This is a genomic window from Streptomyces sp., assembly GCF_036566765.1.
Classification (GTDB): Bacteria; Actinomycetota; Actinomycetes; order Streptomycetales; family Streptomycetaceae; genus Streptomyces.
The window spans coordinates 1-26,595 of the sequence record NZ_DATCVQ010000243.1; the positions used below are offsets into that span (position 1 = coordinate 1).

Annotated in this window: 16 protein-coding genes; 3 read left to right on the forward strand and 13 right to left on the reverse strand. The window is 73.2% G+C overall.

Annotated features, from left to right (window positions below):
- Positions 1-126 precede the first annotated feature (126 nt).
- The 5 genes from VIU94_RS13855 to VIU94_RS13875 are packed head-to-tail and all read right to left on the reverse strand — an operon-like array spanning position 127 to position 13,803.
- The gene (locus VIU94_RS13855) at positions 127-1,299 is read right to left on the reverse strand and encodes a glycosyltransferase (RefSeq protein WP_331911204.1); all 1,173 of its coding nucleotides are present in this window, start codon (positions 1,297-1,299) and stop codon (positions 127-129) included.
- Positions 1,296-2,129: an alpha/beta fold hydrolase gene (locus VIU94_RS13860; RefSeq protein ID WP_331911206.1), complete on the reverse strand. Its 834-nt coding sequence runs from the start codon at positions 2,127-2,129 to the stop codon at positions 1,296-1,298. The genes VIU94_RS13855 and VIU94_RS13860 overlap by 4 nt, the downstream gene beginning before the upstream one ends.
- Positions 2,130-2,134: 5 nt before the next feature.
- Positions 2,135-2,449 (reverse strand): acyl carrier protein, encoded by a 315-nt coding sequence (locus VIU94_RS13865; protein ID WP_331911208.1) that lies wholly within the window; start codon positions 2,447-2,449, stop codon positions 2,135-2,137.
- On the reverse strand, positions 2,439-6,938 hold the full coding sequence (locus VIU94_RS13870; RefSeq protein ID WP_331911210.1) for a beta-ketoacyl synthase N-terminal-like domain-containing protein: 4,500 nt from the start codon (positions 6,936-6,938) through the stop codon (positions 2,439-2,441). Before VIU94_RS13870 ends, VIU94_RS13865 begins: the two co-directional genes overlap by 11 nt.
- Positions 6,931-13,803 carry an SDR family NAD(P)-dependent oxidoreductase gene (locus tag VIU94_RS13875; RefSeq protein ID WP_331911212.1) on the reverse strand — a complete coding sequence of 2,291 codons (6,873 nt, stop codon included), beginning with the start codon at positions 13,801-13,803 and terminating at the stop codon, positions 6,931-6,933. Before VIU94_RS13875 ends, VIU94_RS13870 begins: the two co-directional genes overlap by 8 nt.
- A 516-nt stretch (positions 13,804-14,319) precedes the next feature.
- Between VIU94_RS13875 and VIU94_RS13880 the strand changes: the two genes are divergently transcribed.
- The 3 genes from VIU94_RS13880 (at position 14,320) to VIU94_RS13890 (ending at position 16,693) form a co-directional block, all read left to right on the forward strand.
- Positions 14,320-15,213, forward strand: coding sequence for a LysR family transcriptional regulator (locus tag VIU94_RS13880; protein ID WP_331911214.1), 894 nt, complete (start codon positions 14,320-14,322; stop codon positions 15,211-15,213).
- 118 nt (positions 15,214-15,331) lie between these two features.
- The gene (locus VIU94_RS13885) at positions 15,332-16,531 is read left to right on the forward strand and encodes an Ig domain-containing protein (protein WP_331911216.1); all 1,200 of its coding nucleotides are present in this window, start codon (positions 15,332-15,334) and stop codon (positions 16,529-16,531) included.
- A 9-nt stretch (positions 16,532-16,540) separates the two neighbouring features.
- Entirely contained in the window at positions 16,541-16,693 is a 153-nt protein-coding gene (locus VIU94_RS13890) for a hypothetical protein (protein WP_331911234.1), read from the forward strand.
- 65 nt (positions 16,694-16,758) lie between these two features.
- On the opposite strand, the gene VIU94_RS13895 is transcribed toward VIU94_RS13890, so the two are convergent.
- The 8 genes from VIU94_RS13895 to VIU94_RS13930 all read right to left on the reverse strand — a co-directional run bounded on the left by VIU94_RS13895 (position 16,759) and on the right by VIU94_RS13930 (position 25,466).
- Positions 16,759-18,018, reverse strand: coding sequence for a vanadium-dependent haloperoxidase (locus VIU94_RS13895; protein WP_331911218.1), 1,260 nt, complete (start codon positions 18,016-18,018; stop codon positions 16,759-16,761).
- A 282-nt stretch (positions 18,019-18,300) separates the two neighbouring features.
- Positions 18,301-19,200 (reverse strand): TauD/TfdA dioxygenase family protein, encoded by a 900-nt coding sequence (locus tag VIU94_RS13900; protein WP_331911220.1) that lies wholly within the window; start codon positions 19,198-19,200, stop codon positions 18,301-18,303.
- A gap of 29 nt (positions 19,201-19,229) precedes the next feature.
- On the reverse strand, positions 19,230-19,586 hold the full coding sequence (locus VIU94_RS13905; RefSeq protein WP_331911222.1) for a 4Fe-4S dicluster domain-containing protein: 357 nt from the start codon (positions 19,584-19,586) through the stop codon (positions 19,230-19,232).
- Complete coding sequence (locus VIU94_RS13910; protein ID WP_331911224.1) at positions 19,583-21,190, reverse strand: FAD-dependent oxidoreductase; 1,608 nt, start codon at positions 21,188-21,190, stop codon at positions 19,583-19,585. Before VIU94_RS13910 ends, VIU94_RS13905 begins: the two co-directional genes overlap by 4 nt.
- Positions 21,187-22,542, reverse strand: coding sequence for an LLM class flavin-dependent oxidoreductase (locus tag VIU94_RS13915; protein ID WP_331911226.1), 1,356 nt, complete (start codon positions 22,540-22,542; stop codon positions 21,187-21,189). The genes VIU94_RS13910 and VIU94_RS13915 overlap by 4 nt, the downstream gene beginning before the upstream one ends.
- A 62-nt stretch (positions 22,543-22,604) precedes the next feature.
- The gene (locus VIU94_RS13920) at positions 22,605-23,546 is read right to left on the reverse strand and encodes an ABC transporter permease (protein ID WP_331911228.1); all 942 of its coding nucleotides are present in this window, start codon (positions 23,544-23,546) and stop codon (positions 22,605-22,607) included.
- Entirely contained in the window at positions 23,543-24,394 is an 852-nt protein-coding gene (locus tag VIU94_RS13925; RefSeq protein WP_331911229.1) for an ABC transporter ATP-binding protein, read from the reverse strand. Before VIU94_RS13925 ends, VIU94_RS13920 begins: the two co-directional genes overlap by 4 nt.
- Positions 24,395-24,398: 4 nt before the next feature.
- Positions 24,399-25,466, reverse strand: coding sequence for an ABC transporter substrate-binding protein (locus VIU94_RS13930; RefSeq protein WP_331911232.1), 1,068 nt, complete (start codon positions 25,464-25,466; stop codon positions 24,399-24,401).
- Between the last annotated feature and the right edge of the window lie 1,129 nt (positions 25,467-26,595).

Below are 26,595 nucleotides of genomic sequence, written 5' to 3' on the forward strand. Positions count from 1 at the left end.
CCTTGGAGGCATCCCCGGCCGGGTGCTCCCCGTCGGGCGGCAGGGCCGGCAGCGCGTGCAGGCGGCGGCGCGCTCGTACCGTCCCCGCGCCGAGCGCCGCCATGATCGCGAAGGAAACCCATGGGCTCATGACAGCTTCTCCAACCTGTCGGCCGCGGCGGCGGCGCCGCCCGCGGCGGCGAAGGACGCCTGGATCCGCCGGGCCGCGCGGCGGTGCGGACCGAAGTCCTCCAATACGGCGGTGAGCGCGTCGTACAGGTCGGCCGGTCGGGCCCGGCCGAAGCGCACCCGGATCCCGGCGCCCGCGTCGGCGACCTGCTGCGCGACGATCGGCTGGTCGTCCCGGATCGGGGCGACGACCAGCGGGAGGCCGTGAGCGAGCGCCTCGCACACCGTGTTGTGGCCGCCGTGACTGACGACCGCGTCCAGGTGGGGCAGCAGCCGCAGCTGCGGCACGGCCTCCTGGACCAAGGCGTGCGCCGGTACCGGGCCGACCAGGTGCCGGGGGGCGGCCACGATCAACTGGACCCGGTCCGCGATCCGTTCTCCGGCGGCCAGGACCGCTCCGTAGAACCGCGAGCCCGTCTCCTGGTTGAGCGTGCCGAGCGAGACCAGCACCCGGCGGCGGTCGGAGTCGAGCCGCTGCCAAGGGAAGTCCGTGCCCGGCGGACGGGACCCGAAGGCGGGCCCCACGCAGGCGTAGTGGTCGGGGAAGGGCTCGGCGCCCCCGATGAGCTCCGGCGTGGAGAAGACCAGCACCAGACGGTCCGAGAACCGGGGATCCCAGCCGGGCGGCGCCCCGCACTCGGCGAGCAGTCCGGCCAGCTGGTCCGCCACCCATGCGCCGACCTTGGGAAACCCGGCGAAAGGGCGGGTGAACTCGGCCGAGGTGCTCGCCGAGGTGGCCCAGGGGATGCCGCGCCGCCGGGCGACCACGGCCCCGGCCAACGCCTGCTGGTCGGCGACCACCACGTCCGGAGCGAAGGCCGCGACGGCCCGCTCGACGCCCGGCACCATCGCGAGGGCCAGCGGCACCAGTGCCTCCGCCCACAGGAACCGCAGCGCGGCGACCCCTCGCAGGTCGCGCCACCGCCCGTGCAGCGCGGCGTACCCGCCGGGTTCCGGACCTTCGGCGTCCCCGGAGGGGAACAGCCTGGCATGCGCGGGCAGCAGGCCGGACAGCACGTCCGCGGGCCCGGCCCAGGCGGTCGCGTGCCCGCGGGCGGCCAGTTCGGCGGCTACCGCGACCGTCGGATTGACGTGCCCGGCGAGCGGGGGGACGACGAACAGGAACCTCATACGATCAGCGCTCCCGTCCCGGCCCGGCTCACGGCCGCGGCGTGCGCCAGCAGTGCCTCGCGCAGCACCCCGCTGGCTTCCTTGAGTACGTCGTGGCCGAGCCCGGGCAGGATCCGCAGCGTGCAGCGCGGAGTGTGCCGGGCCAGTTCCGCGGCGCCCGGGACCAGTTCGGAGTGCTCCCCGCAGACCACCAGGACCGGGCAGTCGATCCGGGCGTAGTCGGCGGGTGTGAAGCCGCGGCCGGCCGCGATGTCGTCGATGAGGGTGGTGCGGTTCAGGAGCGCGTCGGCGATGGCTGTCAGCTTCGCCGCCTTGCGAAGCCGCAGCGAGGACAGTTCGGCGGGGACCTGGCTGTCCTCCAGGCTGAGCGCGGCGACGGACAGTGTGTCGACCATGTTCTCCACCCAGGGGCCGCTGAGCGGCGGTTCGAGCAGGGTCAGGCCCGCGACGCGATCGGGGCGGGCGAGGGCCGCGTGCAGGGCGAGCGTGCCGCCGTAGCTGTTGCCGACCAGGTGGACCGGCCGGGCGTCGAGCCCGAGGGCGGACAGCAGGGCGAACAGATCGCGGACGGCGCTGCGGCTGTCGTATCCCGAGGGCGGGCGTTCGCTGAAGCCGTGGCCGCGCAGGTCGTACAGGACTGCCTCGTGCCCGGCCCGGGCCAGCGGCACGGCCAGCGGGCAGTAGAAGCTGGAGAGGTTGTCGACGACGAGGCCGTGCAGGAACACGACCGGGGCGCCGGGGCCGGCCTCCGTACCGTCGGAGGCCGGGACTTCGGCCGCGGGCAGTCGCTGTACGTGGAACCGCAGCGCGTTGGCGAGGATCTCGGCCATGGCGGTCAGGCCGTCGGGACCGGGCGGACCGGCAGGGCGGCCAGAGCGTCATGGGCGATCCGCGTGATGTGGTCGACGAGATCGCCGACCGACATGGCCAGGATCGCCTCCATGTCCTTCTCCGCGAGGAAGCCCATCAGGTCGACCTGGGATCCGTAGCGCTCGTGCAGCAGCTCGGCGAGAGCGACGAACTCGATGCTCTCCAGCGCCAGATCCTCGTTGAACGTGGTCTTCATGGTGACCTCGTCGGCGAGGAGGAACTCGTCGCCGACGATCCGGACGAGCATGCCGGTGATCTCGGCGAGGATGTCAGATGCCATGGCTGTTCTCCGTCGGGGTCGGAAGGACTGCGGGGGCGGTGTGCGGGGGTGGCTCGGTACCCGTGGTCGGGGCGGTCGGGACGCTCGGAACCGTCCAGGCGACCTCATGGCCCTCGTACGTCGTCGTGCGTACGCGGTGGGCGCGGCCCGCGGGGGAGAGGACACGCAGACCGCCCGCGGGGTCCTCGGTCACCTGCCAGCGCACGAGCTGACCGCCGAGTCCCGTGCCCTCCGCCTTCGCGGCGGCCTCCTTGGCGCACCAGACGGTGGTGACGGCGGCCGCGAGGCCGGTCCCGTCCCGGGCCGCGAGCCGCTCGGCGAGGCGGTGTTCGTCGGCGGTGAGCGCGATGCGGATCAGGGCGCCGGGGTCTGCGGCCACCGGCTCGACGTCGATGCCCACGGGGGCGTCGGGGTGCGCGAAGGCGACGGCGATCCGGTCCTTGTGGGCGAGGGTCACGTGCAGGCCGCGGGCCAGGCCGCCGGGGACCGGGCGGCCCGCCTCGTCGTGGTCGACGGTGACCTCGGCCGGGAAGACCGGGCCGGCGCCCCGGTCCCACAGCAGCTGCCGCAAGGCGTCCTTGGCCGCGATCCGGCCCAGCAGCCAGGGGGCGCGGGTGCGCGGCGCCAGCCGCTCGTACGCGGCGCGCTCGGCGGCGCCGAGGTAGCGGCGCATGACCAGTTCCTGCGAAGCGGGGTCGCCCCACCGACGCGTGGCCGCGCACCAGCCGCCGGCCTGTGGCTCGCCGATCCCGGACACCTCCGGGGTGAACTTCATCGGCCACACCCGCTCGTCGGCGGCGAACCGGCGGTACGTCCAGTCCTCAAGGCGTGCCCAGACCGCGCCGTCGGGGGTACGGAGCTCCACATCGCCGCGTACGGAGGCGGGCCGCACTTCACGGATGCGGACGGTGGCCGCGAGCAGCGTGCCCGCCGCGGGCGGGGGACCGTACAGGTCGATCCGCTCGAGTACGGCCGGGAACACCAGGCGGTCGGAGTCCAGGCGCAGCTGCATCCAGTGGCCGAGGAGCTGCCCGGCGGCGTCGAGGAGAGCGCCCGGGGCCGGCAGGGCCCGGAGCACTCCGCGGATTCCGTCGTCGGCGACGGCGGTGACTTCATGCACGCCGGCGAACCGGGGGCCGTGGAACATCCAGCGGTCCCGGTAGAGCGCCTCGGCGGAGACCGGCGCGGGGCGTTCGGCGGCGAGGGGCGCCGGGTCGGGTGCGGGAGGCGCCTCGTGGCCGGACCCGAGGCGCACGGTGACCGACGCGCAGTCGCCGATGTCCACCCGGACGCGGCCGCCGCCGGCCGGGCGGGTGGTGAACTCGACGTCGACGGCGGGTGCGACGGGGAGCCAGCGCAAGGCGCGCATGTCGTCGAAGCCGGTGACGAGCTGCCCGGGCCGGGTGGCGAGCGCGGCCTCGGCCGCCAGCTCCAGCATGGTGGTCATGGGGACGACGGGGAAGCGGTCGGAGTCCTCCGGCCAGTCCTCCGGCTGCAGGTAGATGCAGTGGTCGCGGACGGAGGGGAGGGTGTCGAGGGAGAGCCGGCGGGTGTCCGTGCGCGACGCCTCGGCGGCGGGCGCTCGTGTGACGGGCCCCGCCAGGACGCTCGATCGCGCCCCGGCCGGGGGCGCGTCGGCCAGGGCTTCGGCGACGGCGTGAGCGGCCGCCTCCGTCTCGTCGAGGACGGCGTCCAGGGCCGACAGAAGCACCGGCCGTCCGGAGGCGGCCGGGCGGCGCGGGGCGGAGAGCGGCCCGCGCTCCCGGAGGGGCTCGGCGGCGCCGTTCAGGTGCACCAGTGGGGAGCCCAGGTCGAGCAGGACCGGACGCCCGGTGCGCTCCGGTGCGGGCCGGCCGGTGAGCCGGTCCCAGCGCGGTTGCAGGCCCTCCGTCCACAGCGCCGCCGTCAGGTGCACCAGGGCGTCCATGCCCGAGAGGCGCGGAGTGGAGGCGGCGGCGGCAAGGTGCTCGGTCCCGCGCAGGGTGTCGTCCACGAAGCCGGTCAGGCTGCCCGGCCCGGCCGAGACGAAGGCCCGTGCGCCCGCCGCGTACAGCCGCAGCGTCAGGGCGCGGAAGTCCACCGGCTCCAGCAGGTGCCGGATCACCAGCTCCCGGATCTCCTCCGGATCGGACGGGTAGGGGGCGGCCGTGGTGGCCGACCAGACGGGGAGCTCGGCCGCCTGGAGCGGCAGGCGCTCGAAGGCGGCCCGCACCTGGCCGAGGTACGGCTCCCACATGGGCGTGTGGAATCCGGACCGGAACGGCAGCTCCTGGCCCAGCACGCCCTCGCCGGCCAGTCGGTCAAGGACCGACGCGATCTGCAGTGGCGGTCCGCAGACCACCGACTGGTGGGGGCAGTTGTCGTGACTGACGGCCGTGCCCTCCAGGCCGTGCAGGGCGGCCGCCGCCTGCGGCGCGCCGCAGGCGAGGGCCGCGTACACGAGGTCCGGCACCGCGAGCGAGCCGGGCCGCAGCGAGCCGAGGAAGCTGTCGACCGCCTCCTGCGGGTACATCCCCGCGGCCACCATGGCGGCCCACTCGCCGAGGCTGTGCCCCGCGAACAGGTCCGGCCGGATGTCCAGTTCTGCCAGGACCCGGGCGAAGAAGCGGCCGGTGGCGAGGGCGTCGAGGGCGCGCTCGACGAGCTCGCCGCCGCCGGTGAGCGCGGGGGCCGCAAGGCCCAGGCGGGCGGCCACCTCGCCCAGGGCGGGTGCGAACTCCGGCTCCAGGCCGGGGAAGAGGAGGGCCAGCTTGCCGCCGGTCTCCGCGGCGTACGGGCCGAGCAGCGGCCGGGGCGTGAACCACACGCCGCCCCGGCCGCCCCAACGGCGGCCGCGTGCGATGACCTTTGCCGCGAGTGCCCGGCGCTCCGCGGTCGGCTCGGCGATCGCCAGCCGGCACGGACCGCCGCGCTCGGCGGCCGCCGCGTCCGGAGCGGCCAGGAGCCGGGCCAGCGCCTCCGGGTTCTCGGCCGTGAGGAGCAGCACGGACGCCGGGCCGGCCGCCTTCCGCGGGCGGACCGTGATGCGCTCGGTGGGCGGCGGGAGGAAGCGGCGTACCGGAAGCCGCACCGCGCGGGGACGGGGCGGCTCCTCCAGGATCACGTGCGCGTTGATGCCCCCGAATCCGAAGGCGTTCACCGCGGCCCGGCGGGGCTCCCCGCCCGGCTCCCAGGGCTCGGCCGTGCGTACAGGGCGCATCCGGGTCAGGGCCAGGCCCTCGTGCGGATCGTCGAGGTGGAGGGTCGGCGGCAGCACCCCCTCGTGGACGGCGAGCGCCGCCTTGATCAGCCCGGCCATGCCGGAGGCCTGCATGGTGTGCCCGAGCATGGATTTGACGGAGCCGAGCGCGATGGGTCCGGCGGCGTCGGGTGGCCCGAACACGCGTGCCAGGGTGGCGAGTTCGGCCTCGTCGCCGACCGGGGTCCCGGTTCCGTGGGCCTCCAGGAGGCCGATCGAGCCGGAAGCCGCAGGATCGAGGCCCGCCGTCGTCCACGCCCGCTCCAGCGCCTGGACCTGGCCGTCCACCAGTGGGCTCATCATGCTCGAGGCGCGGCCGTCGCCCGCCACGCCGACTCCGCGGATCACCGCGTACACCCGGTCGCCGTCCCGCTGGGCGTCCGCGAGCCGCTTGAGCAGCACCACGCCCGTCCCCTCGGACAGGAGTGTGCCGTCGGCCCGGCGGTCGAAGGGGCGGATGCGCTCGCTGGGGCTGAGCGCGCCCAGCTGGGTGAACACGCTCCAGAGCGTGGCGATGTGGCAGTGGTGGACGGCGCCCGCGACGACCAGGTCGCAGCGGTCGGAGGCCAGCAGGGCGACCGCCTGGTCCACGGCCAGCAGCGAGGAGGCGCACGCCGCGTCCAGGGTGTAGGCGGGGCCGCGGAAGTCGAGGCGGTTGGCGGTCCGGGCCGCGGTGAAACTCGGGACCAGGCCGATGGACGCCTCCGGCTGCTCCGGGCCCAGGGCTCCCTGGAAGGCCTGCCTGATCGCGGCGATCCGGTCGGCGCCCAGCTCAGGCGCCAGCTCGCGCAGAGTGGCGCTCAACTGGTGTGCGGTGCGTACCCGTTGGTCGAGGCGGGCGGTCGCCACGCCCATGAATCCGCCCCGGCCGAGCACCACGCCGATCCGGGACCGGTCGGCGGGCAGCCGGTCCTCGCCGCCTGCGTCGGCGATGGCCTCGGCCGTCGCGTGCAGGGCCAGCAGCTGGTCGGGCTCAGCCCCGGCGACGGCTGTGGGCATGATGCCGAAACGGGTGGGGTCGAAGACGGCGAGGCCGTCGACGAAGCCGCCGCGGCGGCAGTAGAAACGGTCGCTGGCGGGCGGCCCGTCGGGGGCGTAGTACACCTGCGGATCCCAACGCCCGGCCGGCACGTCGGTGATCGCGTCGACACCGGCGAACAGGTTGTGCCGGTAAGCGGTGAGGTCGCCGGCGCCAGGGAACACGGCGCCCATTCCGACGATCGCGGCATCGGTCGGACGCGGATCAGCCATGGTGGGCCTCCTGGTTCGTCGCGTCGGCCCTCTCCGGGCCGTCCGCCCCGTCAGCTCCGTCCGCCCCGTCCGCCATGAGGACGACCTGCGGATCCGTGCCGTGGGCCAGCTCCGCCAGGAAGGACTCCGCGCCCGCGTCGGGTTGGATGAGCGCGATGCCCCGTTGGGCGTATGCGCGCTCCAGTTCCGGGGTGACCATGCCGCCCGCCTCGGCGGCCCACGGGCCCCAGTCGACGGCGAGAACGCGGCCCGGAGAGGCCGCGGACCAGGTGTGGGCCAGGGTGTCCAGGGCGTCGTTGGCGGCCGCGTAGTCGCTCTGGCCGCGGTTGCCGTACACGCCGGCGACGCTGCCGAAGAGGACCATGAAGGCCGGGGCGGGCGCCGCTGCCGTGCCCTCGTTGGCGACGGCGGCAGCGAGGTGGCGGGCGCCGTCCACCTTGGTGGCGAAGACCTCGGCGAAGGACGCCGGGTCCTTGTCAGCCAGGAGGGAGTCCCGGAGCAGGCCCGCACCGTGCACGATTCCGTCGAGCCGGCCGTGGCGTGCCCGGATGTCGGCCACGACCGCGCGTACGGCGGCCTCGTCGGTGACGTCGGCGCAGTGGTAGCGGACGGACGCCGCCGTGCCTTGGAGAGCGGCCAGGGTGGCCCGTACCTCCCGGGCCGTCAGGATCCCGGACGCGGCCGCCTCGATCTCCGCCGGGGTGCGCAGGCCCCCGGCGATCAGTGCGGCGCGCAGGGCGACGCGGTCGTGTGCCGACGCGAGCGCGGGGTCCTCGGCGGCCTCGGGCGGGGGAGTGCGGCCGATCAGTTCGATGTGGCAGCCCGTGGCGCGGGCCAGGGCGAGGGCGACGCGGGAGGTGATGCCGCGGGCCCCGCCGGTGAGCAGGACCACGCAGTCGCGGTCCAGGTTCACCCGCGGGGGTGAGGTGCACGGGAGCGGCGCGGGCACGGTGCGCAGGACGGTCCTGGCGCCGTTGGTGTAGGCGACGGCCACCGGCTCGTCCGGGGCGCACAGTTCGGCGAGCAGGTGGGCGGCGATGCGTTCCGGGCGGTCCTTGGGGTCGATGTCCACGGCCCGCACGAGGACCCCGGGGCATTCGAGCGCGGCGCTGCGGGCGAACCCGCGCAGCCCGAGACCCGGAACCGGATCGGGCGCGGCCGGGCCGTGTCCGAACGCCCCGCCTGCCGCGGTGGCGATCATCAGCCGGCGTACCCCGCCGACCAGTGCCCCGCGCAGCCTCCCGAACGCCTCGGGCAGAACGGGATCCGGCCCGGGCTGCAGGGCACTCAGATCGACGAGGCCGTCGACCCCTTCGGCGTCCGCCGGCTGATCGGCCGGGACGGTGCGCACCCGTGCGCCGTGGGACTCCAGCAGCGCGGCGAGTACGGGCCCCACCCCGAGCCCGTCCTCGACCACGGCGAACGTCCGCCCGGCCAGTGCCTCTCCGGGATCGCCCGCGACGGGCGGCCCGGCGGGGGCCGTCTCGACGCGGAGCCGGACCGGGGGGCGTACGAGTGCCCTGCCGGGTTCAGCCGGGGCCACAGCCCGGGCCTTGGCCTGGGCCTGTACAGCGGGCCGGACCGCGTCCGGGACCGCGTCCGGGACCGCGTCCGGCGCGGACGGGGCCCCGTCCGGGGCAGTGGTCGGCGCCGCCGGTTCCCGGGCGGCGATCCAGTCGACGATCCCGCGGAGCGTCTTGATCCGGGACAGCTCCTCCACGGCCGACTCCGCGCCGCCGTCGAGCTGTCGGGGCAGGCCGATGCGGTCGGCCAGGGCTCCGACGATCTCCACGCGCTTGATGGAGTCGACCGAGAGGTCCGCCTCCAGGTCGAGGTCGGGGTCCAGCATGTCCCGCGGGTAGCCGGTGCGGGTGTGGACGATCTCCAGGACCGCGTCCATGACCTCATGCGGGGTGAGCGGCCCCCGGTCGGCCGGGACCGCTGCGGGCTCGGCCTCCTCGGCAGGCGCTTGCGCCGCTTCCACCGCGGATCGCGGTGCGACCGGACGAAGCAGCGCCGCGGGCGCGTCGGCGCCCAGGTAGCCCAGCAGGACCTCGCGTTGGGCCGCCACCAGCTCCCGCGCCCCGCGCAGGTACTCCAGTACGGTCTCCTCGCGGCGGTCCGTCGTGGCCGCGGCCTGCGGCACGTGCACGCGCCGGGCGGGCCGCAGGCCGCCCGCCACCGGCGAGCCGTCCGCCGTGCGCACGAGATGGCCGTCGACCAGCCAGCCGGGCCGCCGGGGCGCCCGTTCGGGCAGCAGGGCCGTACGCCCCTTGAAGAGCGCCTCCGGGTCGACCGGCACCCCGACCGCCGCCAGTTCCGCGAGCGTGGCGAGCAGCCGGGGCAGGCCCGGCTCGCCGGGAACGTCGACGGCGACGGCCGTGTGCGGGCGGGCGCCCAGGATCCTGTCGGCCAGACCCGTCAGCACCCGGCCGGGCCCCGCCTCGACGAACGTCCGTACCCCGGAGGCGTACATGGCCTCGATCTGGTCCACGAAGCGCACGGGTTCGGCCACTTGCCGGGCGAGCACCTCGCGCACCTCCGCGGGATCCGCGGGATACGGCCGGGCCGTGGCCGTGGACCAGACCGGGACGGTGGGCCCCGCCAGGGCCGTCCCGGCCAGCTCGGCGGCGAAGGCGCCCACCGCGCCGGCCACGACCTCGCTGTGGAAGGCGCAGGCCACCGGGATGCGCTCGCCGCGCAGCCCTGCGGCGCGCAGGTCGGCCAGGGCGGCCTCGACGGCGGGTGTCGGACCCGAGATCACGCACTGGGACGGCGCATTGTGGTTGGCGATCACGCACCCCGCCCGCGCCGCGATCTCCCGAACCCGCTCGGGGGCGGCCGTCACCGCGGCCATCGCCCCGGGGTCCTCCCCGGCGGCGTCCAGGATGGCCGACGCCCGACGCCCGCTCAGCCGCAGCAGCGCCGCGGTGTCGAGGGAGCCGGCGGCCCACAGCGCGGTCAGCTCCCCGTACGAATGTCCGGCGGTGCAGTCCGGCCGGACGCCCAGCGAGCCGAGCAGCAGGTGCGAGGCGGCGCCCGCCAGGCCCAGCGCAGGCTGTGCGACGCGGGTGTCGGTGACTGCGGCCCGTTGCTCCGACCGCTGCTGCGGCGTGAAGGCCGCCGGCGGGAACATCGCTGCCACGACCTGCCCCGGAGCCTCGTTCAGCAGGCCCCGCAGCGGGGGGAACGCGACGTACAGGTCCCCCAGCATTCCCGGGCGCTGGCTGCCCTGTCCGGGGAAGAGGAACGCCACCTTCCCGGGATCCGCCCCCGGCGCCCGTACGTGCACCCCGTCCCCGGCGGTGAAGCCGCGGGCCCGCTCCAGCTTGGCGGCGAGGTCGTCCAGGCTCTCGGCGATCACCGAGACCTGCACGGGGCCGGATGCCGACGCGGCCGTTTCGGCGGCCAGGTCGCGCAGCGGCCAGGGCCGTCCCGCGCTGTCGTTCTCCTCCAGCCGCGCTGCCAGCCGGTCCATCGCCCTCGCCGCCGCGCGGTGGTCGGCGCCACGGAAGCAGAACAGCTCCGCCGGCCAGGCGTCCAGCCCGTGAGGGGGCTCCGCCTCGTAACCCGCCAGCACTGCGTGGTAGTTCGTGCCGCCGAAGCCGAAGGCGCTCACGCCGGCGATCCGCTGCGCCGCGGGCGCCGCCCACGGCCGGGCCTCGGTGTCGAAGAAGAACGGGCCCGCCCCCGCCCGCCAGTCGGGATGCGGGCTGTCGAGGTGCAGTGTCGGCGGCCGTACCCCGGCATGGACCGCCCGCGCGGCCTTGATCAGCCCCGCAAGGCCGGCCGCGCACTTGGTGTGGCCGATCTGGGACTTGACCGAGCCGAGGGCGCACCCGGCATTCCCAGCGGCGTCGAACAGCGAGGTCAGCACGCCCAGTTCGGTGCCGTCGCCGACCACAGTGCCGGTACCGTGCGCCTCGACAAGACCCACGTCGGCCGGTGCGACGCCCGCCCGCTCGTACGCCCGCTCCAGGGCGCGCCGCTGGCCGTCGGCCCGGGGCGCGGTCAGCCCGAGGGAGCGCCCGTCGCTGGCGGCGCCGACGGCCTTGACGACTGCGTACACCCGGTCGCCGTCCCGCTGTGCGTCCTCCAGCCGCTTGAGCACCACCGCGGCGACCCCCTCGCCCAGCGCGATTCCGTCGGCGGCCGCGTCGAAGGGGCGGCACCGGCCGGTGGGGGACAGGGCCCGCACGGAGGCGAACATCAGGTAGTCGTTGATGCCGTTGTGCACGTCGGCCCCGCCGCACAGCGCCATGTCGCTGTCGCCGGACCGGAGTTGGCGGCACGCCAGATCCAGCGCGGCGAGCGACGAGGCGCAGGCCGCGTCGACCGTGCAGTTCGCACCGCCGAGGTCGAGCCGGTTGGCGATCCGGCCCGCGATGACGTTCGCCAGCACGCCCGGGAAGGAATCCTCGGTGAGCCTCGGGAGCGAGGCGTCCAGTTCCGGAGGGATTTCGCCGAGATAGCCGGGGTAGAGGGCGCGGAACCCATAGGCGCCCGCCAGGTCCGTGCCCGCTTCCGCGCCGAAGACCACCGAGGTGCGCGAGCGATCGTACTGGCGTTCGCCGCCGTAGCCGGCGTCCGCGAGGGCGCGGGCGGCGATCTCCAGGGCGAGCAGCTGCACCGGTTCGATCCCCGACAGCGAGGCCGGCGGGATGCCGTGCGCGAGCGCGTCGCAGGGCACCGGGGGCAGGAAGCCGCCCCATCGCGAGGGCGTCTTCTCCCCGGCCCGGGCCGGGTCGGGGTCGAAGTAGAGCGCCGGATCCCACCGGTCGTCCGGCACCTCCGTGACGGCGTCCCGGCCCGCGACGATGTTCGCCCAGAACTCGGCCAGATCCCCCGCACCCGGATACGCGCAGGCCATTCCGACGATCGCGATGTCCAGCGGCTCGGCAGCCTCCGCCGAAGGCGGCGCGGCCGGGGCGAGTTCCCGGGCCCGCTGCTCCAGGAAGGCGCTCGCGCCGTCCGTCACCTGCCCGTGCAGGGCCGCGACCGTGGTGGTGGCGGACCGGGCCGTCGCGGCCTGGCCGAGCATGAAGAGGCCGTCGCGCCGCTGCTCCTCCTCGGTCGCCGGCACCGGGCCGGCGCTCCCGTGGCGCAGCCCCTTGCTGGCGATGCGCAGCCGCCCGAGATTGAGCCGCTCCAGCTCTTCCCCTGCCTCGCGTGGGCTCGCCCCGTCCTCCGTCAGCCGCAGCCGGGCCCTCTCGAAGGCGTCGGCGTACTCGGTCGCCGCGCACCGCGTGACGTGTCCGGGCGCGCTCCGCAGCAGGACGGTCGCCTCGCAGTCGAGCGCGGCGGCCTGGAAGCCGGGCAGTACGGCCCCGGAGGTGACCGCCTCCGCCGTGAAGAGGTAGGCGGTGCCCATCAGGACTCCGATCCGGGCGCCCCGCTCGGCGAGTGGCGCGGCGGCGACGGCGGCCATGGCGGCGGACCGCTCGTCGTGGATGCCGCCGGCGAAGAGCACGTCCAGGGCCGGGATGTCCTCGCAGACCAGCAGCCGGTCGATCTGCTCCTCCCACAGGGCGAAGGAGGCCCGAGGGCCGATGTGGCCGCCGCATTCCAGGCCCTCGAAGACGAACCGCCGGGCGCCCTCGGCGACGTACCGTTCCAGCAGCCTGGGGGAGGGGACGTGCAGATACGTCCGTGTGCCCCCGGCCTCGAGTGGGGCCGCCTGAGCCGGCTGCCCGCCTGCGATGATCGCGTACGGGGGGCGTATCTCGGCCACCGCGGCCAGTTGCTCGGCCCGCAGCTCCGGCGGTGCGAAGCCGAGCAGGCCGACGCCCCAGGGCCGTTCGCCCAGGCGCCGTGCGGTCTCGGCGAGCAGGGTGCGGACCTCGTCGCCCGGCATGACGGCCAGCGCCAGGTACGGGACCCCGCCCTCGCCCGCTACGGCCTCGGCGAACGCCGCCTGGTCGCTGACCCGGGTCATCGGGCCCTGGGCCACGGGGAGATGCGGGGCCGAGGGCCGCGGCCGCAGTGGGGCGCTCTCCACGGCTGCGTCCAGATGGGTCGTGACCGCCTCGCGTACGGCCTGCACCACGCCGCCCGTGGTGCGGTGGCGAGCCGCGAGACGGGCGGCGAAGGCGCCCTCCTGGCCGACGGGCAGGGCGTGGGTGTGCAGTCCGCGGGCGCCGAGCCGGTGGACCAGGTCTCCGGGGTCGGGCGGGGTGAGGTCGGGGCGCGTGTAGATCCGGTGGCCCGCGACGATCAGGGTCTCGCTGCCGTCCATCGCGCGGAGGGCAGCGGATATCTCGCCGGGGAGGCCGGCCTCGCCCTCGGCGGTGAGGGCGAGTTGGGCGTCGAGCACCACCCCGGCGGCGCCGCCTGCGACGGCCGCGGCCGCGGTGTGCGGGCCGATGCCGCCCTGGGCGAGGACGGGGACCGCTACGTCCGGGTCGGCCAGGAGCCGCTGCAGCAGGACGAACGTCGTCAGTTCGCCGATTCGCCCGCCCGCCTCGTGCCCCTTCGCGACGACCGCGTCCGCTCCGGCAGCCACGGCGGCCGCCGCCTCCTGAGGGCTGGTCACCTCCGCCCAGACCTGTCGGGCGCCGCCGGCCGCCCAGGCCGCTGGGCGCGGCTGCTGGGCGGGATCGGCCAAGAGCACGGTGTCCACCTCGGTCGGCAGCTCGTCCGGCCAGATCGGGCAGCCGGCCGGCACTCGTACGCCGTAGGGCTGCCGCAGGGTCCGCGCGGCTTCGGCCAGTGCCCGGCGGGCGAGGCAGGCGTCTCTGCCGAGATCGAGCAGGCCGAGCGCGCCGGCGCGCTCGGCGGCCACGACGATCCTGGGGTTGGGCTCCTCGAAGGGGCTGACCGCGACGACGAGGTCGCGGACGGCGGAACGGGTCGGCTGGGGGGTCACAGGCGCTCCTGACAGGCCGAACGGGCAGGGTGAACGGGCGGGGCCAACAGGCAGGGGAACGGCAGCGCGAGCGGGGCGGAACAGACTGGACGCGGAGCGATGGCGCGGACGGTGCGGCGCGTACCAGGGCAGGCGAACGGGGGTGGCGAGGGTCCGCCCATGCCGCTCCGGAGGGGCACTCGCCATGGGTGACCGACGGTAACCCCGTCGTGCCGCGTTGCATCGTGCGGTGGCCGCCTGTGAGTGTCAACGGCCGTGTCGGTAGGACCCATTCACTTCCGGACGCCCGGCGTTTGCTGCGAAATCCGCAGCCTGCGACCGCTCCCACCGCTTCGGCCTGCGTTGTTGCACAGACCGGAGGCATTCCTTCCGCACGGCGGCGCGGCCCGACCGTGGGGCCGGGCATGCCGTGTCGGTATGGATCGCAGCCGATCTGGTATGAGGGCTTCCGCAATCGGTCGCTTGTTCACCTTGCTGCCCCTTACACCCGAACGATCCTGGGGTTACCGTCCGGTCATGACCCCCACACTCGCGCAGCTTCGATATCTCGTCGCCGTCGCGGACTGCCGCTCCATCACCGGCGCGGCGGCTTCGGTGTTCGTCGCCCAGTCCGCCCTCTCCCGGGCCGTTCAGGCCATGGAGCGCGACCTCGGAGTGGAACTGCTCGCCCGGCGCGGGCGCGGCGTGGACCTCACGCCCGAAGGCACCCGCGTGGTCCGACTCGCCCGTACGGTGCTCGACGCGGTGGAGGCGATCGAGGACGTCGGAGCCCCGCACGGGCAGACCACCCGCGCCACCCTGCACGTCGTGGCCACGCCGACCCTGGCGCTCGACCTCGCCGTCGATCTCGTACCCGCCTTCACCGAGCGCAGCCCCGGCATCGACGTACGCCTGCACCAGCACGACAGCCGGGAGGTCCTTGTGCAGGAACTCGTGGACGGAACAGCCGAGTTGGGGCTGGTCGACCTGCCGGTGGACAAGGAGCTGTCGGCGCACCACATCCAGGAGCGGGAGGTCGTTCTGATCTCGCCGCTCGGCTCCCAGCTGCCCGACCCGCTGCCCTTACGCATGCTTGACGGTCTCGACATGGTGCTGCCGACTCCGGGCACGGGCCGCCGTACGGAGCTGGAGGCGATGTTCAGCGTCCTGGGCGTACGGCCCGCGCCCACGCTGGAGGTCAACGAACGGTTGGCCTGGGTGACCGGCGTGATCGACGGCCGGGGCTCGCTGATCTGGTACCGGGACGTCGTCCTACGGGCCTTCGGCCGCCGCGCCGAGGTCCGCTCCTTCACACCGCCGCTGCTCCGGCCCGTGGGAATCGTGCACGCCAGACGCCCCCTGAGCCGTGCTGCGCGGGCCTTCCTCGCACACGCTCGGCACAACTCGCCCGTCCGCGAGCCCAGTCGCTGATCTCCCCGGCCGGCCATGGGAGACGCCCGGGCGCGCCATGCCAGCCCGGCATCGGTTCATGCTCAACGCGCAGTGTCCGGCGCTTGGGAACTGCGCCTGTCGCCGCCACATTGTGCGCATGTCCCGACTCCTCGCACCCCCACGCGTCGCGGCGGCCGCCGCGAGCCTCGTCCTGCTCTGGCCGATACCGCAAGCCGCATCAGCATCCGCACCCGGGAAGGCCGGGAGCCCCGCGGTGCTCTCGGCGCCTTCGGCCCCGGAGCGCAAGTGCACCCTGCCCGCAGGCATGGCGGAGATCAGCGGGCTCGCCATGAGCACGCGCCACCCCGGCGTCTTCTACGCCGTCAACGACAGCGGCAACACCAACCAGGTGTTCGCGGTCGACTGCAGCGGACCCACCGGACAGCTCAAAGCCACCCTCACCGTCGCCGGCGCCTCCAACACGGACTGGGAGGCACTGGCCGTGGGGAAGGACACGGCCGGCCGGCCGGTGATCCTCGTCGGCGACATCGGCGACAACCTCAGCGGCCGCGCCGAGCTCACCGTCCACGCCTTCCCCGAACCCGACACCCTCGCAGGCGGCACCGTCACCCCCGTCACCTACCGCTTCGCCTACTCCGACGGCCGCCATGACGCCGAATCGCTCCTCGCCGACCCCGCGACCGGGCAGTTGTACGTCGCCAGCAAGCTCATCGGCGCCCCCGGCACGCTCTACAAGGCGCCGCTGCCGCCGCAGCCCGGACAGCTCAACACCCTGACCCCGGTCCGACCCGGCCCCGTCTTCGCCACCGACGGCGCCTTCTCGCCCACCGGAAAGTCCTACACCCTGCGCAGCGGCGGACCCCTGGGGGCGAACACGGCCTCGGTGTACGACGCGGCGACCGGAGCCAAGCTGGCCGACGTGGCGCTGCCCGCCCAGCCCCAGGGCGAGATCGTGACGTACGCCGACTGCGCCACGCTCCTGGTGGGTTCCGAGAACGACAACCAGATCTGGCGCGTGGCGCTGCCCGCGGAGGCTGCTCCCGGCTGTGACGTCACCACGCCGCCGCCCACCGGGGACCTCAAGGTCGCCAACCCCGGCCCGCAGACATGCAAGTTCAACCAGAGCTGCACGATCCAGCTCACCGCGACCGGGGGGAGGCCTCCACTGCGCTACAGCGCGACCGGGCTGCCCTGGGGGCTGGCTCTGGACGCCGCGACGGGTCGGATCAGCGGCAAGCCATGGGGCTCGGGGTCCGTTCAGATCAACGTCACCGCCACAGACGCGACCGGAGCCTCTGCCGGCACCTCCTTTCCGCTCACCATCAACTGGTTCTAGCGTCGCCCAATGCCCGACCCGGTGAATGCCCGGGTCGGGCACCCTTTGGCCGAGGATTCAGTGTTCGCAGAGGGAGAATTCTCGTCCGTAGAGCTGCTCGTTGTGTTCGTCGACGAAGAACTTGCGTTCCTGCATGAGCTGTTCACAAGGCAACGCCGATGAGCGCCGACGGCCGGTGTGCCGGGTCGCCCCCGGCACTTGAGATGGCCGCTCGACACGATGGACCGTCACAGCCTGCCGAACAGCCGCCCTGAGTGGTCCAGCGCGTACCGGGCCACGTCGCCGCCGAGGACGACTCCGGCCTCGTCTGCGGACCGGGTATGGATGCCGGACCACACCCGGGCGTCGACGTTCTCGGCCGTGAGCCGGCGCCAGCTCGTGTAGCTGCGGGTCACGCCGGGCGCCGTGGGGCTGGTCAGCTCGAAGGGGGCGGTCCGCGGGCCGACGAGCGCGGTCAGTACCGTCTCGGCCGCCCCGGCGTAGGTGGCGTGGCCGCTCGGGTAGTCCGGGTGCGCTGGTGTGCTGTGGCGCGGTGTCCACACGGGGTCGGGGTCGATGGCGCCGGTGCGCAGGGCGGTGACCGGACGCCAGCGCAGATGCGCGTACTTGCTGTCGGAGGTCGCGATCTGAGTGTCCACCAGGGCCGCATGGAACAGCGCCACGAGCCCGGCCCGCCGGTCGGTGGACGGGCCCGAGCGGGTCAGCGCGACGCGCAGGGGCTCGGTGTACAAGGTGAGCGAGGAGCCGTACCAGAAGTCGGCGGTCTCAGACTGCTGGGAAGTGCGGACCGTGCTGTCCGCCGCCCCGTACGCCCGTACCTCGGTCAGGTCGGCCCGGTAGCGGGCGGAGCCGACGGCGGGCGGCGGGCCCAGCCGGAACCGGTCGGCGCGCTCCAGCAGGAAGGGCTTGGCGAGCCGGTTGCCGTACTGAACGGCCGGGGCGTACGCCGGCGGCGTCGGCTGCCAGATGCCCGGGCCGGCGGGCGGCACCGTGAACGGGGCGTTCACCGCGGCCGGGTCGAGGCCGTCGCCCTGCCGGGCCGTCAGCACCTGTGCCGCCTGCCGGGCCCCTGCCGCGACGCCACGCTCCTCGGCGTACCCGTCCGGGATCGCGTCCAGCGTCCGGTCCAGCGCGGCGTCCAGCGCCTCGGTCCGTGCGGGTGCCAGGGCGACCAGCGCGTCGTGCACGGCCGAGGCGAGCGCTGCATCCTGGAACGCGCCGCGGTCCACGCCGGCCGGCGCCAGCCGGGTCGCCCTGGCGGCAGCGAGCCAACTGATCGCCCACGTACGGCTGTTGGTGATCTGGGTGGGGGCTCCTGCCGTGGCGATGGTCTCGGCCGTGGTGTCGTACCAATCCAGGACGATCGAACTGCGGGCTGGTGCGGGTGAGGCGGTCTCAACGGGGGCCGCGGGGACCGTGGAGGCGACGGTCAGCAGGGCGGACGCGGAGAGCGTCACCACGGCCGACCGGAGGCGGAACGAGGTCACAGGGGGTTCCCTCCAAGGGAAGCGGGATGGGTGAAGGATGAGGGCACGCCGACATGACAGCGCCGACACGGCGGCCCCTACGCGGCCGCCGGAACGTCAGGGACGACAGAGACCGCTGCTGACGCGGCGCACATCGACGTCCAGCCGCATGTGTGAGGGCCGTCGAGTGCGGCACGTCGCGGAATGCCTGGATGGGCGAGGCGCGCCGAGGTTCTGACGCAGCCGTCTCGGCGTCCTCGCGGGTGGGCCGCCGGGCAGAACGCCTGCCCGGCGGCCGGGGGTTCAGGCCGCCGCGGGGGTGTAGTGGGTGGCGTCGTCGCCCTCGATGACGTGGCTGAGCGTGCCGTCGATCCCGGCCGGGACGTCGCCCGCGACGGTCACCCGGTGCAGCAGTCGCGGCAGGTCGCCGTAGTCGTCGGGGGCGTAGTGCTGGGTGATGCGGTTGTCGAACAGGACGAGGTCGCCTGGCCGCCAGGCCACGCGCACGATGTTCTCGGGGCGGGTGACGTACGACTGGAAGATGCGCAGCAGGTCGCGGGATTCGGAGGGGCCCAGGCCGAGGATGCTCTGGGCGAAGCCACCGATGAACAGCCCCGGCTCCCCGGTCTCGGGGTGGACCCGGACGACCGGGTGGGCGGTGCGGTACTTCCGGGAGACGAACCGCTTGCGGTGCTCGGCCGCCTTCTCGCTCTTCGGGGCGGCGTAGTCGTAATCGTTGGTGTGCACCGCCCACAGCTTGTCCGCCAGCTCACGCAGCGGCTCGGGCAGGTCCCGGTAGGCGGCGCCCGCGTTGGCGATGAGGGTGTTGCCGCCGTAGGGCGGGACCACGATGCTGCGCAGCGTGGACGCCTTGGGCGGCGTACGGACGAAGGTGACGTCCGTGTGCCAGTGGTTGGCGCGGATTCCCTCGTCGCCGTCGACGGGCAGGATCTGGGGCTGACCGTCGACGGACGGCACCGTCGGGTGCGCGGTGGTGAGCTCGCCGAAGAGGGAGGCGAAGCGGAGCTGGCCCGCGTCGTCGAGCTGCTGGTCGCGGAAGACGAGTGCCTTGTGCTCCAGGAGCGCGGAGTTGATCTCGGTGACGACGGCGGGCTCGAGGTCCGCGCCGAGGTCCACGCCGAGAATCTCCGCGCCGATGCGGCCGCCGATCCTGCGGACGTCGAAGCCGGTGCTGGTTGTCATGTGCGAGTGTCCTTTCGGGTTGATGACGATCAGGAGGTGATGGGCTTGGTCCCCGGCGGGCCGAGGGCAGGGCCGACGGCTCGCAGCGCGCCGGGTGTGCGGCCGCCTCCCCAGCCGATGTGCCGGCGGTAGCTGCCGAGCAGGCCGGTACGGGCCAGGTGCTCCTCGTCGCGGGCGGTGGGGTCGTCGGGCAGCGGGCGGGTCTGGGGTGCGACGTACAGCGCGTCGGCCGGGCAGTTCGCCTCGCACTGGAAGCAGGTCTGGCAGTCGTCGCGTCGGGCGAGCACAGGGATGCCGTCCTCGCCCCGGTCGAAGACGTCGGTGGGGCAGACCTTGATGCACTTGTCGCAGGCGATACAGCGTTCCGCCGAGACCAGTTCGATCACGAAGCCACCTCCAGTGGTACGGCCGCCGGTGCGGTTGTCAGGGGCTCGGGCCGGGTCCACACCCGGTCGAGGCCGCCGGTGACGATGCGGTGGTGCTGCCCAGGATCCTGCGTCGGGAAGTCGAGTCGCCTGGCCATGCCGCGGGTCTCGGTGCGGGCCAGCGCCGCCGCGTACATCCAACGGGCGTGCGCCGCCATCGCCGACGCCTGCCGGGCCCGTACGACATCCCCACCCTCGGCGTGCAGGGTGGCGCGCAGCTCCTGCCAGACGCTGTCGAGCACCCGCAGCGAGGCGGTGAGCCGCTCGCCGTGACGCAGATAGTTCTTCTCGTAGGGCAGCACTTCGGCCTGGACCGCGGCGACGACCTCACGGAAGCCGCCGGCCGGGCCCGGTGTTCCAGTGGGCCGGATCCCGGCCCCGCCCGCGGGGACCGTTCGGCGCGTCGCGGAGCGGAAGCCCAGCGAGAAGGCGTGGCGGGCCGCGCCCTGACCTGCCCACGTGCCGGAGGAGATGGCCCACGCGGCGTTGTGGCTGCCACCACCGGTGAATCCGCCGCAGATCAGCTCACGGGTCGCGGCGTCCCCGGCCGCGTACAGCCCGGAGACGGTGGTGGAGCAGTCGTCGCCGGTGACGCGGATGCCACCGGTGCCGCGCACGGTGCCCTCGGCGAGCAGGGTGACGGCGAAGCGTTGCGTGAAGGGGTCGATGCCGAGCCGGTCGAAGGTGAGGAAGAAGTTCGGCTGGGCCAGCCGCATCGCCTGCCGGGCAGCCGAATCCGCCCGGTCCAGGCGGCAGTACACCTTCTCGCTGAGCAGCGTCCTGGCGATCACGGACCGGCCGCCCTGGCTGGCCGCACCCTCCAGGACCGTGCCGTCCTCGCGGTAGAAGGTCGCGAAGGAGTAGAACGCGGTCTTGGTGACGGAGGTGCCCTCGGGCGCGATGCCGTACGCGTTGGAGAACTCCATGCCGGACAGTTCCGCGCCTGCCTCGGCGGCGAACAGCGCGCCGTCGCCGGTGTTGACGTTGCAGCCCAGTGCACCGCTGAGGAACGCGCAGCCGCCGGTGGCCAGGACGACCGCGCCGGCGCGCACCCGATACGGCTGCCCGGCCTGCCGCCGGTGGCCCCTGGCCCCGGCGACCGCCCCGGAGGGGTCGGTGAGCAGCTCGGTGACCGGGCTGTGGTCGAGGATGCGCGCCCCGGCCCGCTGGACGCGGATCCGCATTCTGCGCATGTACTCGGGCCCCTGCAAGCCGTTTCTGAGCTGCTTTCCGTCCGCCCCCGTCGGGAAGGGATATCGGCCGGCCGCCGCCAGCTCGTTCATGCCCGCGTACGTCTGGTCCAGCACCCGCGCCATCCAGCGCCGGTCGGCCAGAAACCCGCCCCGTGCCTCCCGGCTCGCCATGGCCGCCTCGCGCGCGGCAGGTTCCGGCGGGACGTACCAGACTCCGGTGCCACTCGAGGCGGTGGCGCCGCTCGTGCCGCAGTAGCCCTTGTCGGCGAGGACCACGTCCGCCCCCGCCTGGGCCGCCTTGAGCGCTGCCCATGTCGCCGCGGGGCCACCGCCGACCACCAGGACGTCCGTGGTGAGGTCGAGCCCGCTCATTCGGGCCGTCCCTCTGCTGCGGCCGCCGCGGCCAGCCGGTTGGCGGGGCGGGTCAGCCCGTAGTGCTCGCGCAGGGTGCGGCCGGTGTACTCGGTACGGAACAGGCCGCGGTACTGCAGGATCGGTACGACCTGGTCGACGAAGTCCACAAGGCCGCCAGGCAGAAGGGGCGGCATGATGTTGAAGCCGTCGGCGGCGCCCTGGGTGAACCACTCCTGGAGCTCATCGGCTATCTGCTCCGGAGTGCCGGCGAAGACGCGGTGGCCGCGTCCGCCGCCGAGGCGGGCGATGAGCTGGCGTACGGTCAGGCCGTCGCGGCGGGCGAGTTCGGCGACGAGCGCGAACCGGCTCTTGTTGCCGTTGATGTCCCGCTCCTCGGGCAGCTCGGGCAGCGGCCCGTCCAGCGGCAGCCCCGTCAGGTCGGTGCCGAGCATCCCGGACAGCTGGGCGAGCCCGTACTCGGGGATCTGCAGCTCCGTGAGCTCCTGCTCCAGCGCGCGTGCCTCGGCCTCGGTCGAACCGATGACGGGGGCGATGCCGGGAAGCACCAGCAACTGGTCCTCGCTGCGGCCGTGGCGCGCGAGCCGGGACTTGAGGTCCTTGTAGAACGCCTGGCCGTCGGCAAGGGTCTGCTGAGCGGTGAAGACGGCCTCGGCATACTGGGCGGCGAACTCCTTGCCGTCCTCCGACGAACCGGCCTGCACCAGCAGCGGGTGGCCCTGCGGACTGCGCGGAACGTTCAGCGGACCCTGCACCCCGAAGTACTCCCCGCGGTGATTGATCTCCCGCACCCGGTCGGTGTCCGCGTAGACGCCGCCCTCACGGTCGAGCAGGATCGCGTCGTCCTCCCAGCTGTCCCACAGCTTGGTGGCGACCTCGACGAACTCCCGAGCCCGCTCGTAGCGCAGCCGGTGCTCCAGGTGCTCGTCCTGGCCGAAGTTGCGGGCCTCGTTCACGGAGCCGGAGGTGACGATGTTCCAGCCGGCCCGGCCACCGCTGAGGTGGTCCAGGGAGGCGAACTTGCGGGCGGTGTGGAAGGGCTCGTTGAAGGTGGTGGAGACGGTGGCGATCAGGCCGACGCGCTCGGTGACCGCCGCCAGCGCGGACAGCAGGGTGAGCGGTTCGAAACCACCGAGCGCGTTGAACCGGGCGTTCCCCCACAGGGCGAGACCGTCGGCGAGGAAGACCGAGTCGAGCAGACCGCGCTCGGCGGTCTGCGCGAGCTGCTGGAAGTAGCGCAGATCGGTGACCCGTTCGGGCTGGGTACGGGGGTGGCGCCAGGCGGCGTCGTGGTGGCCGGCGTTCATCAGAAAGGCGTTGAGATGCAGTCGGCGGGGGCTGGTCGCGGTCATGGGGTTCCTCGGATCGGGGGCGGTGAGGCGATCGGGGACTGCCAGGCGGGAGGGCGGCCGGATCAGTCGGCGGTGGATACGCGCCAGGAGCTGAGCCGGCGTTCCACGGCCACCAGGAGCTGGTTGAACGTCACGCCGATGGCGGAGATCGTGATGATGCCCGCGTACATCTGCGGGATCGCGAAGTTGTACTGCGAGGCGTTGATCAGATAGCCGAGTCCCGCCTTCGCGCCGATCATCTCGGCGGCGACCAGCACCAGGATCGACACCGCTCCGGCCAGCCGGATGCCGGTGAACATCACCGGCACGGCGGACGGCAGGATGACCTTCTGGAACAGACGGGGCGCGGACAGGTCCATCGACTTCGCGAGCTTCAGCAGCGTGGGGTCGACATGGCGTACGGCGCTGATCGTGTTGAGCAGGATCGGCCACGTGCACGCGTACACAACGATGGAGATCTTCGAGGTCTCCCCGATGCCCAGGAGCAGGACGAAGACCGGCAGCAGGGCCAGCGCGGCGGTGTTGCGGAACACCTCAAGGAGCGGACCGAGTAGATCGGCGACCGGCCGGTACCAGCCGATCGACAGACCGAGGGGTACGGCGACGGCCAAGGCCAGACCGAATCCACTGAACGAACGCACCAGGCTGGCGTAGGTGTTGTCGGCGAGCTGACCGTCGGCCGCCAGGACCCACCAGGCGGCGGCGATCTCACTGAACGGGGGCAGGAAGGTCCGGTCGACGAGGTCGAGCCGTGGAGCGGTCTCCCACAGCAACAGCAGGGCCGCGATCGCAGCGGACTTGGTGGCCCCGGTCACCAGGAGGGACGTCAGCTGTCGGACCGCCTGGCGGACACGGGCCGCCCGAGAGGGAACTCGGCGCGGCGACAGCGGCGGTGCCGAGGGTGGGACAGACGCAGAGACGGAGGGCGTACGGATGCCTTCGGCGAGGCTCGCCGGGCCCGGTGGGGGAGTCTTCTCGATGGACGTGCCGGTCGTGAGGCTCATACGGAAGCCTCCTCCTTCTCCAACTGCTGGGCCCTTGCCACCTCGTCGTGCAGCAGCGCCCAGATCTTGTGCCGGTGGTGTGCGAACTCGGGGCTGGAGCGGAGGTCGTCCGTGGTCGTGCGGGAGTCGAGGGCGACCGGCACGATCTGCTTGATGCGGCCCGGCCTGGACGTCATGACGGCGACGCGCTGCCCCAGGTAGACGGCTTCGTCGATGCTGTGCGTGATGAAGACGACGGTCTTTCCGGTGCGCTGCCAGATGCGGAGCAGTTCGTCCTGCAGCGACTCACGGGTCTGGGCGTCCAGTGCGGCGAACGGCTCGTCCATGAGCAGCACGTCCGGGTCGTAGGCGAGGCTGCGGGCGATCGCCACCCGCTGCCGCATCCCGCCCGACAGCTCATGCGGATGCCGGTTCTCGAACCCGGACAGGCCGACCAGGTCCAGGAACTCCCGGGCCCGTGCTGCTCGTTCGCGGCGTGGTACGCCGGTTGCCTCCAGGCCGAACTCGACGTTTCCCTGCGCTGTGCGCCAGGGCAGCAACGCGTACTGCTGGAAGACGATGCCGCGGTTCAGGCCGGGACCGGTGACGGGTTCGCCGTCGAGCAGGATCCGTCCGCCGGTGGGCCGGGCGAGGCCGCCGAGCAGATCCAGCAGTGTCGACTTGCCGCATCCGCTGGGGCCGACCAGGACGACGAACTCGCCCGCCGCTATCTCCAGGTCGATGCCGTCGACAGCCGTGAACTCCCTGGACTTGTCTGTCCCCGAACCTCCCTTCGCCGTCGCGTCCTTGACCGTGAAGACCTTCCGTATGCCCTCGAACACGATCTTGGGTGTGGTGGATGCCTGCATGGGATCAGCTCCCGCTCGTCGAGGCGGAGGAGGCCGGTGAGGCGGGCGCCGTGCCGCCGCCACCGGCGGTGTTGAACTCATTGGTGTAGAGGTCGTCCAGCGTGACCTGGCCCTTCCGGATGTCGCCGCGCTCGGCCAGCCAGTCGATCCAGAGCTGGAGTTCCTTGTTGGTGATCCGGCCCGCCGTCTCGGCGACGCCGTAGGACCGCCAGTACTTCAGGGGTGCGGTGTCCTCGTTCCGTCCGCGCTTCTTCACGATGTCCGTCATCCGGGCGATGACCTCTTCGTGCGGAGTGGTGCGCGACCACTCGATGGCCCGTCCCACCGCGGTGACGAAGGTGCGGGCCGTGTCGGGGTTCTGCTTCAGGAAGCGGTCCGTCATCACGTACGTGCCGGCGCTGAAGGCGCCGAGCAGTTCGAAGTCCGTGAACAGCGGGCGGATTCCCCCGGTTGCCAGGGCCTTGTCGCGCAGAATGCCGCCGAGCACGGCCACGTCGATCTGCTTCTGGCGCAGCGACTGCTCGGTGTTCACCGGAGGCACGACCAGCGGCTCGACCTTGTCGATCTCCGCCTGGGGCAGGCCGCCTCGCTGGAGATATATGTCGAGCATGGCCTCGGCGTGGGCACCGAGGGTGTTCATCCCGACCTTCTTGCCGATCAGATCGCGGGCGGAGCGGATCGGGCTGTCCTCGAGGACGTAGTAGCCGCTGTAGGCGTGCTTGTCGGAGCCGTAATAGCTGATGACAGCCTTGATGGGGGTCTTGTTCGCGGCCAGTTTGACGACCGCGCCGTTGAACGCGCCGCCGAAGTCCGTCTGGCCGGTGGCCGCGGACTGGATGTCCTGCGGCCCGCTGATCGTGTTGCCGACCCACTCCAGCTTCACGTCCTCCAGGTAGCCGAGGTCCTCGGCCAGCTCCGGCAACGTGACCTGTCCTGCATAGCCCTGATACCGCAGCGTCCGGGTCTGGCCCTTGCCGGAGGCGCCTGTTGCGGTCGTGCCGCAGCTCACCGCGACCGCGGAGAGACCGAGCAGAGTGAGGAACTGTCGTCGGGTCGACGCCGTCGTGGTCATGGAAAGTCCTGTTCACGTTCGATGGAGTGGCGGGAGTGTGTTTCTGCTGAGTTCTTCCGCGCACATTGCGAGAACTGACATCGAGACGGTTATCCGGCCTGGAGCAAGCGCGTTGCCGGAAATGGCGCGCCAGGATTCGGGGCAAGGGCATGGAAGCCGCCGAACGGCGGGAAAAGGAACCTGCCCGGAAAACTCCGGCGAGGAGTCCGGTCAGTTACCGCAGTGGCGCGGCACGGCAATCCAAGGCGGAGAGAAGAGCAGGAGAGAGACGCCTGTCGGCGGGTCTACCGACCGACGGCACAGATGGCGCTGGCTTGACGTCGCAGATCGACGTGGAGCCGCGCGGCAAGGTTCTCGGACATGCTCACGACCAAGAGACTTGCAGCGAAAACCGGACACGTCAACGTCTCGTTCGGCTGCGTCTCGCATATTGAATCTCGTGCCATACGCGTGAAGTACAGCGTTCACAACTGGCCCGACACGAAGTGCGGGAAAGCGCTTGTTCTTACGGCTCGGCCCTCGCTCGGTGAATGGCCTCGACCATGTGCCGTGCATCCGGAGGGCGGCCGCGATCGTGACCTCCCGCTACTTCGGCGACCCCGGGCAGCAGATGGTTCCCGTGACGGATGCGCTGAGGGCGGCACGCAGCGGCGCCGCCGCCCTGCACATGCTCCGCCGCCGTGGGGCCGCCGCCCTGGAAGCCTGCGACCGGCCGGCGAAGTTCTCGTCACTCCACGGACCGTGCAGCCGGTCCCGTGCCCATGTCGCTCTCGTGCCAACGGGATTGCTCGCCCCCGCCGACCCGCGAGGTCCGGGCGGAAGCCGCGAACCGGAGGTGGGGTGGAGGGGCACCGGCTCGCCTCAGGGACGACGGTCGTCCCTCGAAACCGGCATGAGCATGACCAGCGATGCTGTGGTTCCGTCCGGGGATCTCGAGGCCCGGCAGAACCCCCCTATCTGACGACTCGTCAGTTTCTTCTTTGCCTGCAATCCTTTCACTGCCATGTGAACTGTGAAATTGTACGGTCACACTTTCCGTGGGCATGACAGCTCCGGAGGGCTCAACTTCCGTTGCCATCAAGGTCCGCACCCCCCACCGCCGTGCCCCACGCGCGGCTGCCGACCGGCC

Excerpts from the sequence above, each read along its gene's own strand:
- VIU94_RS13910 (WP_331911224.1), bottom strand. The coding sequence starts at position 21,190 with ATGAGCGGGCTCGACCTCACCACGGACGTCCTGGTGGTCGGCGGTGGC.
- VIU94_RS13865 (WP_331911208.1), bottom strand. The coding sequence starts at position 2,449 with ATGGCATCTGACATCCTCGCCGAGATCACCGGCATGCTCGTCCGGATC.
- VIU94_RS13920 (WP_331911228.1), bottom strand. The coding sequence starts at position 23,546 with ATGAGCCTCACGACCGGCACGTCCATCGAGAAGACTCCCCCACCGGGC.
- VIU94_RS13930 (WP_331911232.1), bottom strand. The coding sequence starts at position 25,466 with ATGACCACGACGGCGTCGACCCGACGACAGTTCCTCACTCTGCTCGGT.
- VIU94_RS13870 (WP_331911210.1), bottom strand. The coding sequence starts at position 6,938 with ATGGCTGATCCGCGTCCGACCGATGCCGCGATCGTCGGAATGGGCGCC.
- VIU94_RS13855 (WP_331911204.1), bottom strand. The coding sequence starts at position 1,299 with ATGAGGTTCCTGTTCGTCGTCCCCCCGCTCGCCGGGCACGTCAATCCG.
- VIU94_RS13900 (WP_331911220.1), bottom strand. The coding sequence starts at position 19,200 with ATGACAACCAGCACCGGCTTCGACGTCCGCAGGATCGGCGGCCGCATC.
- VIU94_RS13860 (WP_331911206.1), bottom strand. The coding sequence starts at position 2,129 with ATGGCCGAGATCCTCGCCAACGCGCTGCGGTTCCACGTACAGCGACTG.
- VIU94_RS13885 (WP_331911216.1), top strand. The coding sequence starts at position 15,332 with ATGTCCCGACTCCTCGCACCCCCACGCGTCGCGGCGGCCGCCGCGAGC.
- VIU94_RS13880 (WP_331911214.1), top strand. The coding sequence starts at position 14,320 with ATGACCCCCACACTCGCGCAGCTTCGATATCTCGTCGCCGTCGCGGAC.
- VIU94_RS13890 (WP_331911234.1), top strand. The coding sequence starts at position 16,541 with ATGCCCGACCCGGTGAATGCCCGGGTCGGGCACCCTTTGGCCGAGGAT.
- VIU94_RS13915 (WP_331911226.1), bottom strand. The coding sequence starts at position 22,542 with ATGACCGCGACCAGCCCCCGCCGACTGCATCTCAACGCCTTTCTGATG.
- VIU94_RS13925 (WP_331911229.1), bottom strand. The coding sequence starts at position 24,394 with ATGCAGGCATCCACCACACCCAAGATCGTGTTCGAGGGCATACGGAAG.